The organism is Janthinobacterium sp. GW821-FHT03C10, assembly GCF_059420865.1.
Genome location: NZ_JBWKUN010000003.1, coordinates 514,027 through 527,660, shown reverse-complemented (window position 1 = coordinate 527,660; position 13,634 = coordinate 514,027). Strand labels below are relative to the sequence as shown.

The 13,634-nt window shown below is 64.0% G+C and carries 15 protein-coding genes; 14 read left to right on the top strand and 1 reads right to left on the bottom strand.

Annotation, left to right across the window (positions count from 1 at the left end; translation table 11 throughout):
• Position 1: 1 nt before the first annotated feature.
• Positions 2-880 (bottom strand): FliM/FliN family flagellar motor switch protein, encoded by an 879-nt coding sequence (locus tag AC07VH_RS13590; protein ID WP_475415841.1) that lies wholly within the window; start codon positions 878-880, stop codon positions 2-4.
• A gap of 546 nt (positions 881-1,426) precedes the next feature.
• On the opposite strand from AC07VH_RS13590, the gene fliE reads away from it, so the two are divergent.
• From fliE to AC07VH_RS13520, 14 genes are all read left to right on the top strand, one after another.
• A complete protein-coding gene (gene fliE, locus AC07VH_RS13585; RefSeq protein WP_152252600.1) occupies positions 1,427-1,765 on the top strand; it encodes a flagellar hook-basal body complex protein FliE in 339 nt (112 codons plus the stop codon).
• Positions 1,766-1,825: 60 nt separating this feature from the next.
• Positions 1,826-3,568, top strand: a complete 1,743-nt coding sequence (gene fliF, locus AC07VH_RS13580; RefSeq protein WP_494789095.1) for a flagellar basal-body MS-ring/collar protein FliF — start codon at positions 1,826-1,828, stop codon at positions 3,566-3,568.
• On the top strand, positions 3,546-4,586 hold the full coding sequence (locus AC07VH_RS13575; protein ID WP_475415839.1) for a flagellar motor switch protein FliG: 1,041 nt from the start codon (positions 3,546-3,548) through the stop codon (positions 4,584-4,586). Before fliF ends, AC07VH_RS13575 begins: the two co-directional genes overlap by 23 nt.
• Positions 4,583-5,272 (top strand): flagellar assembly protein FliH, encoded by a 690-nt coding sequence (fliH, locus tag AC07VH_RS13570; RefSeq protein ID WP_076569647.1) that lies wholly within the window; start codon positions 4,583-4,585, stop codon positions 5,270-5,272. Before AC07VH_RS13575 ends, fliH begins: the two co-directional genes overlap by 4 nt.
• Positions 5,269-6,579, top strand: a complete 1,311-nt coding sequence (gene fliI, locus AC07VH_RS13565; protein ID WP_475415838.1) for a flagellar protein export ATPase FliI — start codon at positions 5,269-5,271, stop codon at positions 6,577-6,579. The genes fliH and fliI overlap by 4 nt, the downstream gene beginning before the upstream one ends.
• A gap of 8 nt (positions 6,580-6,587) precedes the next feature.
• Positions 6,588-7,025 (top strand): flagellar export protein FliJ, encoded by a 438-nt coding sequence (locus AC07VH_RS13560; RefSeq protein WP_046684908.1) that lies wholly within the window; start codon positions 6,588-6,590, stop codon positions 7,023-7,025.
• Between the two features lie 89 nt (positions 7,026-7,114).
• Positions 7,115-8,527, top strand: coding sequence for a flagellar filament capping protein FliD (gene fliD, locus AC07VH_RS13555; protein ID WP_494789094.1), 1,413 nt, complete (start codon positions 7,115-7,117; stop codon positions 8,525-8,527).
• A gap of 50 nt (positions 8,528-8,577) precedes the next feature.
• On the top strand, positions 8,578-8,967 hold the full coding sequence (fliS, locus tag AC07VH_RS13550; RefSeq protein ID WP_034757830.1) for a flagellar export chaperone FliS: 390 nt from the start codon (positions 8,578-8,580) through the stop codon (positions 8,965-8,967).
• Positions 8,960-9,277 (top strand): hypothetical protein, encoded by a 318-nt coding sequence (locus AC07VH_RS13545; protein WP_475415836.1) that lies wholly within the window; start codon positions 8,960-8,962, stop codon positions 9,275-9,277. Before fliS ends, AC07VH_RS13545 begins: the two co-directional genes overlap by 8 nt.
• Complete coding sequence (locus AC07VH_RS13540; protein ID WP_494789093.1) at positions 9,274-10,413, top strand: flagellar hook-length control protein FliK; 1,140 nt, start codon at positions 9,274-9,276, stop codon at positions 10,411-10,413. The genes AC07VH_RS13545 and AC07VH_RS13540 overlap by 4 nt, the downstream gene beginning before the upstream one ends.
• 11 nt (positions 10,414-10,424) lie before the next feature.
• Positions 10,425-10,889, top strand: coding sequence for a flagellar basal body-associated FliL family protein (locus tag AC07VH_RS13535; protein ID WP_475415834.1), 465 nt, complete (start codon positions 10,425-10,427; stop codon positions 10,887-10,889).
• A gap of 33 nt (positions 10,890-10,922) precedes the next feature.
• Positions 10,923-11,666, top strand: a complete 744-nt coding sequence (locus AC07VH_RS13530; RefSeq protein WP_326456117.1) for a FliA/WhiG family RNA polymerase sigma factor — start codon at positions 10,923-10,925, stop codon at positions 11,664-11,666.
• Between the two features lie 56 nt (positions 11,667-11,722).
• Entirely contained in the window at positions 11,723-12,637 is a 915-nt protein-coding gene (gene motA / locus AC07VH_RS13525; protein ID WP_034757817.1) for a flagellar motor stator protein MotA, read from the top strand.
• Positions 12,564-13,625: a flagellar motor protein MotB gene (locus AC07VH_RS13520; RefSeq protein ID WP_494789092.1), complete on the top strand. Its 1,062-nt coding sequence runs from the start codon at positions 12,564-12,566 to the stop codon at positions 13,623-13,625. The genes motA and AC07VH_RS13520 overlap by 74 nt, the downstream gene beginning before the upstream one ends.
• Positions 13,626-13,634 lie beyond the last annotated feature (9 nt).

Genomic DNA, 13,634 nt, shown 5'->3' with positions numbered 1-13,634 from the left:
ATTATTCGACATCTTCAAATGAGGTTAAACAGAGCTTGCCCTTGTGTTCGGAAACAGCCGCTGTAAATAAACGGGAGTCGTCCAGCATGACGTCGGTACGACTGAGGCTGACGGGAATCACGTCGCCCACGCGCAAGTCGAACAAGGCGCCCAGCTGCATCTGCTTGCTGACCAGCCGGCCTTCCAGGGTCACTTGCAGGCGCGACGCGAGCGGGCGCACGCTGCCGCGCAAGGCTTTCTTCGCTTGCGCGCGCTCAGGCAGCAGGCCGCGCAGCACGTCGGCCATCAGGCGCTTGTCGAGCGAAAACCAGAACTGGCCGCTCTGCCCCGCCTCGACGTCGCTGAGCGCCACCGTGATGATCCAGCTGCCGCGCGCCGGATGCACGCCCGACTGCACGGCGACCTCGGCACTGGTGTCGATGTCGCTGCTCTTGCCCAGGGTTTGCAGGTTCTTGTGGATGCGGGCAAACAAGCTGCCCACCAACTGTTGTCCCAGCACCACAGCGAGGCGCTCCTCCGTGGCCGTCACGCGCACCTGCGCCGGATCGGGCAGCGCCCCCTTGGCGCCGGCACTACCATAGCGATAGTTCAGCACGCTCAAGAGTATCTGCCGCTCGAGCGCAAAGCCCGGCTGGCCGGCCGGCGCGGAAAAACTCAGCCAGCGGTTCGCGCCGTCCTCGTTCTCCACGCGCGACAAGCTCACGGCATCGATCTGGAAATTGCCCCAGTAGCGACGGCTCATGGGCTGGCGCAGGGCCACGGCCAGGTCGTCGCGCAGCTGGGCGCCGAATACATGCAGCAAATGGACAGGACGTCCAAGCAGACAGGAATCGAGGACTTGATGGCGCGCAGTTTGATCTGTCTTGGTAATGATTGTCATGTAGTGGTCATGTCGGTATTGCGGTGGCAGAACAAATTATACGGATCGCCCGAAATTAAATACAGCATCATCTTGGCCTGGCCGGCAGGCCCGCAAGCAAACGATTGCGCATCGTATCGCATGGTAGATGACTACGGTGCTGAACAATACATGAAAACGCTAAATATTGCCATGTATCAATATTCCTTGAGCCAATCCACTCTTTACTTTATAGTTGCCGCGAGGTAAGCTTATAGCGACAAAATAGTGATTTGCAGTGCGCCATTCCGCTTACCTGATTCCGGTTTTTATGGCAGTTTCCATTCCGTTATTGCCACCAGAAGAAACTTTTATCAGATAAATATTAGTTGTCATGGCCATGTGAATCATGTCGGCGCAGGTTTGCTGAGTTTGTTCGAGTCTGCTTCAGCGGATGGTGTGGCAACTGATAAAACTGATGGGCCTTGTGGACCGGGCCGGGCAGGATGGCATGATTGCACTGCTGCCGGATTGGCAACACCAGTAATTCTATTGATACGTCACCGCATATTGAAAGTAGAGGGCAAGATGAGCAACGAACTCGCAGGTCTGATCAAGGCCGATCTGGCAGCACTGAGCAATGACGCGCGCGCCCTGGGCGCCAGCATCGCGCCCGCCGCCCAGTTCGGCGCGCCGGAACAATCGGGCTTCTCCTTTGCGCAAAGCATGCAAGACGCCATCGGCAAGGTCAACGGCGACGACCGCCTGGCCGCGCAGAAAATGAGCGACGTCGACAGCGGCAAGAGCGACGACATGGTCGGCGCCATGCTGGCCAGCCAGGAAGCAAGCCTGTCCTTCTCCATGTTGATGCAAGTGCGCAACAAGGTCATGGGCGCCGTCGACGAACTCATCAAACTGCCTCTGTAATCTTCACGTCCTGATCCACGCCCAGCCTCCCAGCGAAAGTTACCCCAAGTGATTACCACCATGAAGTCCGCATTTGCGCGCTGGCGCCCTGGCGCCCAGCCCGCCATCCCGCCCGCCCTGCTGAAAAACCTGGTTCCCATCGTCGTGCTGGCCATCGGCATCACCGCCATGGTGACCATGTATGCCTGGCGCGACCAGGCCAACTACAAGCCGGTGTTTGGCGCGCGCGAAAAGGTGGCCGTGACGGACATGATGGCCACGCTGGACGCCGAGCACATCCCCTACCGCCTGCATCCGGACAGCGGCCAGGTGCTGGTGCCCGACGCCATGCTGGGCAAGGTGCGCATGCTGCTCGCCTCGAAGGGCGTGACGGCGCAGCTGCCGGCCGGCCTGGAACTGATGGACAAGAATGATCCGCTGGGCGTGTCGCAATTCGTGCAGGACGTGCGCTTCCGCCGCGGCCTGGAAGGCGAACTGGCGCAAAGCATCATGACGATGGACGCGATCGCTTCGGCGCGCGTCCATCTGTCGATCGCCAAGTCGACCTCGTTCGTCGCCAGCGACGGCGACAAATCGTCCGCCTCCGTGGTGGTGGCGCTGAAACCGGGCCGCACCCTGGCGCCGGAACAGATCGCCGCCGTCATCAACATGGTGGCCGGCAGCGTCGCCAGCCTGGCGCCCACGCGCGTGAGCCTGGTCGACCAGGGCGGCAACCTGCTGTCCTCGCACGTCGACCTGACGGACGGTTTCGATGCGTCGGCCGCCGGCAATGAAGGCGCGAAACGTTTCCAGGATGAAATTCGTCGCAACGTCACGGGCTTGCTGGGCCCCGTCATCGGCGAAGACAACTTCAAGCTCAGCGTGACGGCCGCCGTGAACAACGACCGCGTGGACGAAACGCTGGAAAAATACGGCGAAGCCCCGAAAGTGACGAGCGAAGCGATGCGCGAAGAGCAGGAACGCAACCGCACCGTGGCCGGCATTCCCGGCAGCCTGTCGAACCGTCCTCCGGCGGCCGCCGTGCCGGCACCGGCCGACGCCGCCGGCGCCGCGCCCGCCGATGGCGCACCGAAGCCATCCGACGACGGCACGGCCCGCAAGAACGCCACCACGCGCCAGTACGCGTATGACCGCAGCATCACGCAGATCAAGCGCAGCCGTGGCCGCCTGGAAAAACTCAGCGTCGCCGTGGTCCTCAACAGCGCCGCCGCACCGAACCCGAAAACGGGCTGGACCCCTGCCGAACTGGGCAATATTGAAAAAATGCTCAACAGCGGCCTGGGCATCAACGCCCAGCGCGGCGACAGCCTGAGCCTGACGGCGCTGGCCTTCCCTGCCAAGCCGCCCGTGGCGCAGTGGTGGGAAGAGCGCGACACCGTCGTCGATTTCAGCGGCTGGCTGCTGTACGCCCTGGGCGCCGTGCTCGGCTACTTCCTGATCCTGCGTCCGCTGCTGCGCCTGCTGACCTCGCGCCTGGCGCCGCCGCCACTGAAACAGCTCGATCCGGCCCTGGCACTGGGCGGCAGCAGCAGCGCCGCCGCCGCCGGCGCCAATGGCGTGGCCGCAGCCGGCGCGCCGGCCTTGGGCGTAAATGGCAGCCCGCTGGCGCTCGAAGGCGAGGCCGCCGCCGGCAACAGCATGCCGGTGGTGCCGCTGCTGGAAAATTATGACTTGCCGCCACCAGGCTCGGCGGTCGACGTGATGGTCGACCACCTGAAAGTGCTGGCTGAAAAAGAACCCGAGCGTGTCGCCGAAGTCGTCAAACAATGGATGCAGAAAAATGGCCGAACTCAACAACAATAATCCCTCCGACGGCGCAGAGTACGAAAGCGTCAGCCTGACTCCCGTGGAACAGGCCGCTATCGTGCTGCTGAGCATAGGCGAAGAACAGGCCGCCAACGTGCTGCGCTGCCTGTCGCGCGAAGAATTGCTGGAAGTCACGCAAGTGATGTCGCGCATGAGCGGCATCAAGGTCGAATCCGTGAAAACGGCCATGCAGACCTTCTTCGACGACTACCGCCAGCAAAGCGGCGTGCATGGCGCCTCGCGCAGCTACCTGAAGCGTTCGCTGGACATGGCGCTGGGCAGCGATATCGCAAATAGCGTGCTCAACAACATTTACGGCGACGCTATCCGTCCCAAAATGGCGCGCCTGCAGTGGGCCTCGCCAAAGTGGCTGGCCGAATACATCGTCAACGAGCACGTGCAGATGCAAGCCGTGTTCCTGGCCTTCCTGCCGCCCGCGCTGGCCGGCCAGATCCTCGACGCCCTGCCCGCTGAAGGCCGCGACCTGGTCTTGCTGAACCTGGCGCGCCTGGACGAGATCGACCGCGACCTGCTGGTCGAGCTCGACGAACTGGTGGGCCGCTGCCTGGGCACGCTCGACACGCAAAGCACCAGCGTGGAAGGCATCCGCCAGGCGGCCGAGATTCTCAACCGCATGCCGGGCAACCGCGCCGCGCTGGTCGAACTGCTGCGCGCGCACGACCCGGACGTCGTCTCGGAAATCGAACTGAGCATGTACGACTTCCTGATCCTGGCCACGCAGAGCGACGTCACGCTCACGCGCATCCTGGAAGACGTGCCGATGGAACAGTGGGCCATCGCCCTGAAGGGCGCGGAACCGTCGATCCGCGACGCCGTGCTGAAGACCATGCCGCGCCGCCAGGCGCAGAGCTTCGAAGACATGATGCGCCGTTCCGGTCCCGTGCCGCTGTCGCGCATCGAACAGACGCGCCAGGAAATCATGGCCACCGTCAAGGGCCTCGCCGATGCGGGCGAGATCGAAGTGCAGTTGTTTGCTGAAGCGGTGATCGAATGAAACACTTCCGCTCGTATCGTTTCCCGCCCCTGTCGCAATTCATCGCCGCCGGCCAGCGCGCCGCCAGCGAGGACACGGACGGCCAGTGGCAGGCATCCGTCTCGGAAGGCTTCGAGCAGGGCCAGCGCGACGGCTACGAAGTGGGCCTGGTGCAAGGCCAGCAGGACGGCTATGACGCCGGGCGCAGCGATGGCATGGCGCAGGGCCGCGAAGAAGGCCGCAATGAAACCCTGGTGGCGCTGGACCGCCTGGCCCGCCCCGTCGACGCCATCCTGCGCGACCTGAAGAAAGTGCGCGCCGATTACCGCGAAGCGCAGCGCAAGGAAGTGGTCGACCTGGTGGCCAAGGTGGCGCGCCAGGTGATCCGCGCGGAACTGGCGCTGCAGCCGGTGCAATTGCTGGCCCTGGTCGACGAGACCCTGGCGTCGATGCCGCCTACGCGCGAGGAAATCGACGTCTTCCTCAATCCGGAAGAATTGAAACGCATCAGCGAACTCGATCCGAAGCGCGCCAAGCGCTGGAACCTGATCGCCGATGCGCGCCTCGACGCGGGCGAATGCCGCATCAAGGCCGGCGACAATGAAGTCGACGCCGGCTGCCATCAGCGCCTGTCGGCCTGCATGGAACAGGTCAGCAGCCACCTGGCGCTGGCCGCCGAACACGCGGACCAGGGCGCGCCTGCATGATCGCCGACACGCTGCGCAGCTTCGAGATCGGCGATATCCCGGTCGCGACACCGACCGGCCGCCTGGTCGGCGCTTCCGGCCTGCTGCTGGAAAGCGCCGGCTGCCGCCTGCACACGGGCCAGCGTTGTCAGATTGAAACTGTGAGCGGCGAGTGGCTCGATGCGCAAGTCGTCGGTTTCCGCGAAAAACTGTCCTACCTGATGCCGTTCAAGAAGGCGACGGGCCTGACCACGGGCGCCAGAGTCCTGCCCCTGCCCGACAAGGCCAGCCTGCAGATCGGCCCCTCGTGGCTGGGCCGCATGGTCAACGGCCTGGGCGAACCGATCGACGACCTGGGCCGCCTCGGCGGCGAACACGTCCTGGAAGTGACGCCGCCGAAAATCAATCCCCTGAAGAAACAACCGGTCGTCGAGCCGCTGGACGTGGGCGTGCGGGCGATTAACAGCATGTTGACCTTGGGCAAGGGCCAGCGCGTGGGCCTGATGGCCGGCTCCGGCGTGGGCAAGAGCGTGCTGCTGGGCCTGATCACGCGCCAGACGGTGGCCGACGTCGTCGTCGTCGGTCTGATCGGGGAACGGGGCCGCGAAGTACGCGAATTCGTGGAAAAGTCGCTCGGTGCCGAAGGCTTGAAAAAGGCCGTGCTGGTGATCGCGCCGGCCGACGAATCGCCCTTGATGCGCATCATGGCCACCGAACTGTGCCATTCGATCGCCGCGCATTTCCGCGACCAGGGCAAGCACGTGCTGCTGCTGGTCGACTCGCTCACGCGCTATGCGATGGCCCTGCGCGAAGTGGCGCTGGCCCTGGGCGAGCCGCCGGCCACGCGCGGCTATCCGCCGTCCGTGTTTTCGAACCTGCCGCAACTGGTGGAAAGCGCCGGCAACGGCGCCCACCTTGACGGCAGCATGAGCGCCATCTACACGGTGCTGGCCGAAGGCGACGACCAGCAGGACCCCGTGGTCGACACGGCGCGCGCGATTCTCGACGGCCACATCGTGCTCACGCGCGAACTGGCCGAGCGGGGCCACTACCCCGCCATCGACATCGCCGCCTCGATCAGCCGCTGCATGGCGCAGGTGATCACGCCCGGGCACATGCAGGCGGCGCGCGCGCTGAAAGCGTCGATGGCGCGCCATGCGCGCGTGCGCGACCTGATCCCGCTGGGCGCCTACGTGCCCGGCGCCGATCCGATCACCGACCGCGCCGTGCAGCTGCACGCGCCCATCGAAGCCTTCCTGTGCCAGGGCACGAAGGAAGAGGCGCCGATGGGACCGTGCATCGAACAACTTGAACAGATCATGGCCTAGGAGCATACGTGAGCGACGCGCATACCATCCGCAACCTGACCACCCTGGTCGGCCTGCGCAGCACCGAAGTGGAACGCCTGCAAGGCGAAATGGCGGCGCAGACGGCCGTGCGCGAGCGCTACCAGAAGAACCTGGAGCGTCTGACGGGCCTGTACACGGATAGCGGCCCCAGCGGCGCCCTGCCCCTGGCCCTGTCCGTCAATTGCGGCAACTTCAAGCAGGCGGTGATGCAGATGGCCGACCAGCACCGTACCGACCTGCATTTGCACGAAGCCAACATGGCCGTTTCGCAACGCGCCCTGAATACGGCCTGGGCCAAGCGCGAGGTGCTGGACCAGGTGCTGACGCAAAAACAAAAGCATGTTGCGAATGAGCAACACCGAGTTGATGCCAAGCGACAAGACGAGCTGGCGACGCAATTCTGGTTCCGCGGGCAGGTAAAATGAGGCTTGTGTAAGTTTCTTTCAGGAAAACTTCACGAAACGGGAATGGGGGTCGCCTTGTACCGGTATATCCCTTTATTCAGGAGTCTGGCATGGCAAACGCAATTACCGCACCACGATACGATCCGCTCGTCACAGCAGAACAACTGGCAACCAAATCGGTCGCGGCGCAAAAGGCAGCCCTGGCGGCTCAGACCACGCTGGCCAACAACACCACTAGCGCGCTGAGCAGCCTGAAATCGGCCATCTCGGCATTCCAGCTGGCGATGACGACCATGACGTCCAGCAAATCCGTGCTGAGCCAGTCCGCCACCTTCAGCAATACCGCGTATGGCACGGCCACGGCCGGCATCAAGGCGTCGCCGGGCAGCTATGCGTTCTTTGTCGAACAACTGGCCACGGCCAGCCAGACTTCGTATGGCGGCTTGAGCAGCACCACGCCCGCCAACGGCGGCAACATGACCATCCGCATCGGCGACCCGCTGGCCGCTGTCACGGCCGACAACGCCTTCGACATCGACCTGGCAGCCGCCAACAAGGATGGCGACGCCTACCTGACGCCGCAGGAGCTCGCCGCCGCCATCAATGGCAACAGCAAGAATAACGCGCGCGTCACCGCTTCCGTCATCAATATCGGCAGCCAGGCGCAACTGGTGCTGACGTCGAATCTCACGGGCGTGGCCAATGCCGTCTCGATCGACACCGGCAGCGTGACGGATCCAGCGCTGCAGACGGCGCTGCAGAGCGACATGAAAAGCCTCGTGGCACCCAAGGATGCCATCGTCTGGCTGGGCGCCCAGGGCACCGGCACCAAGATCACCCAGGCATCGAACACGTTTACCAACGTGCCCGACGTGAAAATGACGTTCACCAAGGCCATGACGGCAGGCGAGAATCCCCTGACCGTGACCGTCGGCACCGACAGTGCCGGCACCATCGCCAACGTGCAAGCCTTCGTCGACGCCTACAACAAGCTGAAAAGCGTGATGGATGGCCTGGCCAGCCCCGGCAATCCGGAGAAAAATATCGCCGCCGGCATCTTTGCCCACGACTCCGGCCTGAACGCCCTGCGCAGCAGCATGGGCGATGCCTTGCGCCTGAACGTCGATGGCGTATCGCTGGTGGCGTACGGCATTACCGCCCAGCGCGACGGCACGATCAGCCTGAATACGGCCAAGCTGACGGCCAAGCTGGCGGACAATCCAGGCGGCCTGGACAAGCTGTTCGGCAACAACAGCCTGTCGGCCCCTGCCGGCGTGCTCGGCGGCCTGGACAAGGTGCTGGGCCAGTGGAGCAATGTCACCAAAGGCCAGATCACCCAGCGCATGGCAGCGACGGACAAGTTGCAGAAAAGCCTGGCCAAGAGCAGCGAGCGTCTGACCAACCAGTACAACACGGCGTACACCCGTTTCCTGGATCAGTATTCCCGCCTGCAAGTATTGCAGGAACAAATGACGCGGAATTCCGACATGTTCGATGCCATGTTCAGTAACGACAAATCCTAAGGCGGACGTGCCAGCCGCGCCGCCACAGTTAACATAGCGAGAAGATAACAATGTTGAACAATGAAGCTTACGGCAGCTACCACGCCGTCAACCTGGACTCCCAGACCGCCCGCGCCACACCGGTCGAACTGGTACTGGTGCTGACGGACGGCCTGCTGGAAGAACTGGCGCGCGCGCGCGGGCATATCGTGGGCAAGCGCTACGAGCAGAAGGCGATCAGCCTGGACAAGTGCACGCAAATCATCAATGGTTTGTCGAGCTCGCTCGATTTCGACAATGGCGGCGAGGTGGTGGTCAATCTGGCGCGCCTGTACGACTACTGCGTGGCGCGCCTGTACACGGCCGGCATCAAGCTCGACCCGACGCTGATCGACGAAGTGACGACCTTGATGACCACCATCAAGCGCGGCTGGGTGGGCGTCCAGGCCAACAATGCCTAGGCGCGCCGCGCTGCAGCAGCTGAGCCGGCAATTGAGCGCGGCGCTTGCCGAGCCGGACTGGGCGGCGATGGAAAAACTCTCGGCCAGCCTGGCGAAAAACATCCCGCTGCTGGCCGAACGTGGCGCATGGACTGCGCTGGAACAAACAGAATTGTTGCAATTGCGCAAAATTCACGCGCAAGCGGTTAAAATTTGCTCTGAGGAAAAAGAACGCCTGGGCTTACACCTGGGTGCATTACAGGCAAATAAGGAAGGTTGGGTCGCCTACGCCGCGCTCGGCGAATACGACTCGGACGGGAATCAAGCATGATCATGAACTTCAACACGGCGCCGGCCGCTCCGGCACGGGCGGCCCAAGCCGCACCTGCACCAGCACCGGCGCCTTCCCAGGCCGCCGCCTTGCCCGGCGCGCCAGGCTATGGCGGCAATGGCGCCGCCCCCGCCGCCCTGCCCCTGTTTGCGCAGGTGCTCGACGTGACGGGCGTGGACAAGGCCGACGCCGGCACGCCCGCGCCCGCCAAGGACGGCGATGCCGAGAGCCAGGCCGATGGCAGCCTGCCGGCCATGGCCGCCCCCGTCATCGGCTTGCCCGTGACCATGCTGCCGCCAACGGACGCGGCCGAAGCGCGCGCCGGCGCGCAGGCACAGACACAAGCGCAGGCGAATGTGGCGCAAGCGAACCCGGCACTCAACATCAGCCTGCATCCGGCGGCGGTCACCCTGAACGCGGCTGCGCCGGCAACGCCGCAAGCGGCAGGCCGCGACACGCGCGAACCGCTGGCCGCCGCCAATCCGGCGACAGCCGCCAAAGGCAGCGCGCCGGCGCAGCCGTTCGAATCGCTGCTGCAGCAGAACGCGCCGGTGACAGCCGCCGCCCCTGCCGTCACCGCGTTCACCGCGCGCGAAGGCGAACGCGGCGCCGCGGCGCCGGCCGCGCCCAACCTTGGCCTGGCGGGCGCGGTGGCCAACACCGCCACGGCGGCCCCGGCCGGCGACACCATCAAACTCAACGGTCCAGCCCAGCAGTGGCAGGAACCGCTGCGCGAAGCGCTGGGCGAACGCCTGCAGACGCAGATCGGCCGCAACAGCGAACACGCGACGATCCGCCTCGAGCCGCCCATGCTGGGCCGCATTGAAATTTCCATCCGCCACACGGCCGGCGCGCTGCAGGTAAACGTCACGGCGTCGAACTCGGAAGTGTTGCGCCAGCTGCAAGGCATCGGCGAAAACATGCGCAGCGACCTGGCGCAGCGCCAGTACACCGACGTGGCCGTGAATATCAGCGCCACCCCGCGCAGCCCCGCCGCCCAGGCGTTTGCCGAAGGCGATGCGCGCGGCCAGCGTCAGCCGGGCCGCCAGCAGGACGATGCCGAACCGGGCCGCGCCCTGTCCGACGGCAGCACTGCCGCCACCACTTACGCCATGCACGAGCGAGAGAGCGCCTGATGAATATGAAAATGAAACTGATCGCCGGCTTTGTCGGCGTGGCCGTGCTGGCCGCCGGCGCGGCTGGCGGCGCCATGTGGTACCTGGCCAAGCCGGTCGCCGGCCATGCCGATGCCGCCGAAGCGAAAGCCCCGCCGCCGCCCGCCACGGGCAAGAAGGCGCGCAAGTTCATCACGCTGGACAAGGTCATCGTGATGCTGCGCCGCGGCCCCGGCGAAGGCGACACGCATTACCTGTCGGCCGACCTGGTGATCGCCACCACCGAGGAAAAGGAAAAGCTGACCAAGGATCACTTGCCGCTGATGCGCTCGATCGCCGTCAGCACCCTGTCGAGCTTTCCGCTGGACAAGGCGCAAACCATGACCGTGGAACAGTATGCCGAGCAGATCAACAAGGCCTTCAATGTCAGCTACGAGCGCGAACAGATGGAAAAGCCGTTCACCGAAGTCATGGTCGGCAAGCTGATCATTGAATAAGCCAACACGCCAGCCGACCTAGTGGGAGATCCCTTGGCCTATGTAGAGCAATACCAGGAAGCGTATGGCGCCGGCGAATATGCCGCCGCCAGCGCTTGCGCGGCCGTGCTCAGCGTTGCTGAAGAGCAACAACATCTGGTGGCGTACTCCCCGCTGGTGAAACGCATCGTGCGCCAGCTCAATTCGCAGGTGTCGGGCGCCATCGACCGCGACGACATGGAACAGATCGGCCTGATGGGCCTGCTCGAAGCCCTGCGCCGCTACGGCGTGCCGGACCAGTCTTTCGGCAGCTATGCCAGTCTGCGCATCCGCGGCGCCATCCTCGATGAACTGCGGCGCCAGGACTGGCGCCCGCGCGCCGTGCGCCAGGAAAGCCACCGCCTGCGCGACAGCGTGCGCGCCCTGACCCGGCGCCTGGGACGCGAGCCGCAGGAAGCGGAAATCATGGCAGCCCTGAAGTTGACGCCGGAAGCCTTCCAGGAATATCAATTGGCGGAAAACGCCGAGCTGATCGCCAGTTTCGACGAAGTGCTGCAGGAAAGCCTGGGACAGGCCGACAGCGCACCGAGCCCGGAAGAGCAATTGATGGTGCGGCGCAGCCTGGAACAAGCGCTGCGCGCGCTGGACGAACGCGAGCAGCGCGTGATCCAGATGTATTACGAATTCGAACTGAGCTACAAAGAAATAGCCGCCGTACTGGACCTGAGCGACGCCCGCGTCTGCCAGCTCAACAAGACGGCGCTGGGCAAGATGAAAGCCATGCTGCAAGACGCATAAGTTTCAGCACTATCCATCAAATTGACGCAGCACAATGACGCAGAAAGGCAGTTGACATGGTAATTATCGGTATCTTAATCGTGATGGGGTGTGTATTCGGAGGCTTCGCCCTGATGGGCGGCACCGTCCACGCGATCTGGCAACCGGTCGAGCTGATCATCATCATCGGCGCCGCCGTCGGCGCCCTGGTGCTGGGCAACCCCAAGCATGTACTCGGCGAAATGCTGCACCAGATGCGCAAGATCGTCACGCACAAGAAGCAAGGCTCGGAATTCCAGCGCCAGTTGCTGCTGCTGATGTATGAACTGCTGCAAACGGCCGCCGGCGGCCTGAAGGCGCTCGACGCCCACGTCGAGGCGCCGCGCGAAAGCGCCCTGTTCCAGCGCTATCCGCTGGTGCTGGAAGAGCCGAAGCTGCTCGCCTTCATCGTCGACAACTTCCGTTTGATGGCGATGGGCAAGATCAACGCGCATGAACTCGAAGGCGTGCTGGAGCAGGAACTGGAAGCCATCCACGACGAACTGCTGCAACCGTCGAAGTCGCTGCACAAGATCGCCGAAGCCATGCCCGGTTTCGGTATTCTGGCCGCCGTGCTGGGCATCGTGATGGCCATGAATTCCGTGGCCGACGGCGCCGATGCGGCGGAGATCTCGGAAAAAGTGGGCGCCGCCATGGTCGGCACCTTCATCGGCATCTTCTTTTGCTACGGCGTGCTCGATCCGATGTGCAACATGATGAAACAGCTGGTGGGCGAGGAAGGCTCGACCATGGAATGCGTGAAGGTCGTGCTGGTCACGCACGTGGCGGGCAAGCCGCCCCTGCTGGCCATCGATGCGGGCCGCCGCCTGGTGCAGCTGAACATCAAGCCGAGCTTCGCCCAGCTGGAAAGCTGGATCAATGCGCTGGAAGATGGCGGCGCCGAACAAGAGCAAGGCCAAGGCCGGGGAGGCCGCCGTGCTAAAGCCGCATGAGAAACATGAACAGGCCATCATCAAGCGTGCCGGACGCAAGCACGACGACGATGGCCATGGCGGCGCCTGGAAAGTAGCGTTCGCCGATTTTTGCCTGGCCCTGCTGTCGCTGTTCCTCGTGCTGTGGCTGATGGCCGCGCGCGAGCAGCAGGCGATGAAGGAAATCATGATGGATGCATCGGCCAGCAGCCGCCAGGGCGAAGGCCAGGGCGTCATGCCGGAACAGAGCGGCGGTCCCCGTGGCAGCCTCATCGAGCGCTTCCCCATGCCCCGCAAGGGCTCGGGCGACACGCGCACGGAAGGCAAGCAGACGCAGGAAGGCAAGGCCGGCGCCGCGCCGCAAAACCAGACGAAAGTGAGCTACCAGTCGCCGGAAGACTTGCTGAGCCTGTCGCGCGCGCTCGACAAGCTCAGCGACGAAGCGGGATTGAAGAGCAACCTGCAATCGGTGATCACGCCGTACGGCTTGCGCGTCATGCTGCACGATACGGACAAGCAAGGCATGTTCGTGCGCGGCAGCGCCGTGCCGACCGACCGTTTCCGCAAGCTGTTGCGCCAGATGGGCCCCGTGTTTGCGCAAATGGACAACCAGATGCTGATCGTCGGCCACACGGACTCGATGCAATACGCCAACACCGGCTATGAAGGCTTTTCGAACTGGACCCTGTCGGCCAACCGCGCCATGTCGGCGCGCGCGCAATTGCTGATCGGCAGCATGAGTCCGGACAGCGTGCTGCAAGTGGTGGGCATGGCCGACCGCGCGCCGCTGGACGTGAAAAATGCCAGCGCCGGCATCAACCGCCGCATCGAACTGTTAATATTGACGCGTGGCCAGGCCGACAGCATCGCCGCCATGTTCGGCATGGCCGGACAAAAACCGCAAGGCGAGGAGCTGCAGGTGGGTGAGCCGGACTCGGGCACCTTGCAGCGCCTGCGCGACAAACTGGGCCTGCCCGCAAAGAAGGAACGGGACGAGCATGCAAATTAAGGGCAAGGG

What these genes read in the sequence shown, in the direction of transcription:
- fliD (WP_494789094.1), top strand. Translation starts at nt 7,115, where the DNA reads ATGGCAAACGCAATTACCGCACCACGATACGATCCGCTCGTCACAGCA.
- fliE (WP_152252600.1), top strand. Translation starts at nt 1,427, where the DNA reads ATGAGCAACGAACTCGCAGGTCTGATCAAGGCCGATCTGGCAGCACTG.
- AC07VH_RS13540 (WP_494789093.1), top strand. Translation starts at nt 9,274, where the DNA reads ATGATCATGAACTTCAACACGGCGCCGGCCGCTCCGGCACGGGCGGCC.
- AC07VH_RS13575 (WP_475415839.1), top strand. Translation starts at nt 3,546, where the DNA reads ATGGCCGAACTCAACAACAATAATCCCTCCGACGGCGCAGAGTACGAA.
- fliH (WP_076569647.1), top strand. Translation starts at nt 4,583, where the DNA reads ATGAAACACTTCCGCTCGTATCGTTTCCCGCCCCTGTCGCAATTCATC.
- fliS (WP_034757830.1), top strand. Translation starts at nt 8,578, where the DNA reads ATGTTGAACAATGAAGCTTACGGCAGCTACCACGCCGTCAACCTGGAC.
- AC07VH_RS13590 (WP_475415841.1), bottom strand. Translation starts at nt 880, where the DNA reads ATGACAATCATTACCAAGACAGATCAAACTGCGCGCCATCAAGTCCTC.
- AC07VH_RS13520 (WP_494789092.1), top strand. Translation starts at nt 12,564, where the DNA reads ATGCGCTGGAAGATGGCGGCGCCGAACAAGAGCAAGGCCAAGGCCGGG.
- fliF (WP_494789095.1), top strand. Translation starts at nt 1,826, where the DNA reads ATGAAGTCCGCATTTGCGCGCTGGCGCCCTGGCGCCCAGCCCGCCATC.
- motA (WP_034757817.1), top strand. Translation starts at nt 11,723, where the DNA reads ATGGTAATTATCGGTATCTTAATCGTGATGGGGTGTGTATTCGGAGGC.
- AC07VH_RS13535 (WP_475415834.1), top strand. Translation starts at nt 10,425, where the DNA reads ATGAAACTGATCGCCGGCTTTGTCGGCGTGGCCGTGCTGGCCGCCGGC.
- fliI (WP_475415838.1), top strand. Translation starts at nt 5,269, where the DNA reads ATGATCGCCGACACGCTGCGCAGCTTCGAGATCGGCGATATCCCGGTC.
- AC07VH_RS13545 (WP_475415836.1), top strand. Translation starts at nt 8,960, where the DNA reads ATGCCTAGGCGCGCCGCGCTGCAGCAGCTGAGCCGGCAATTGAGCGCG.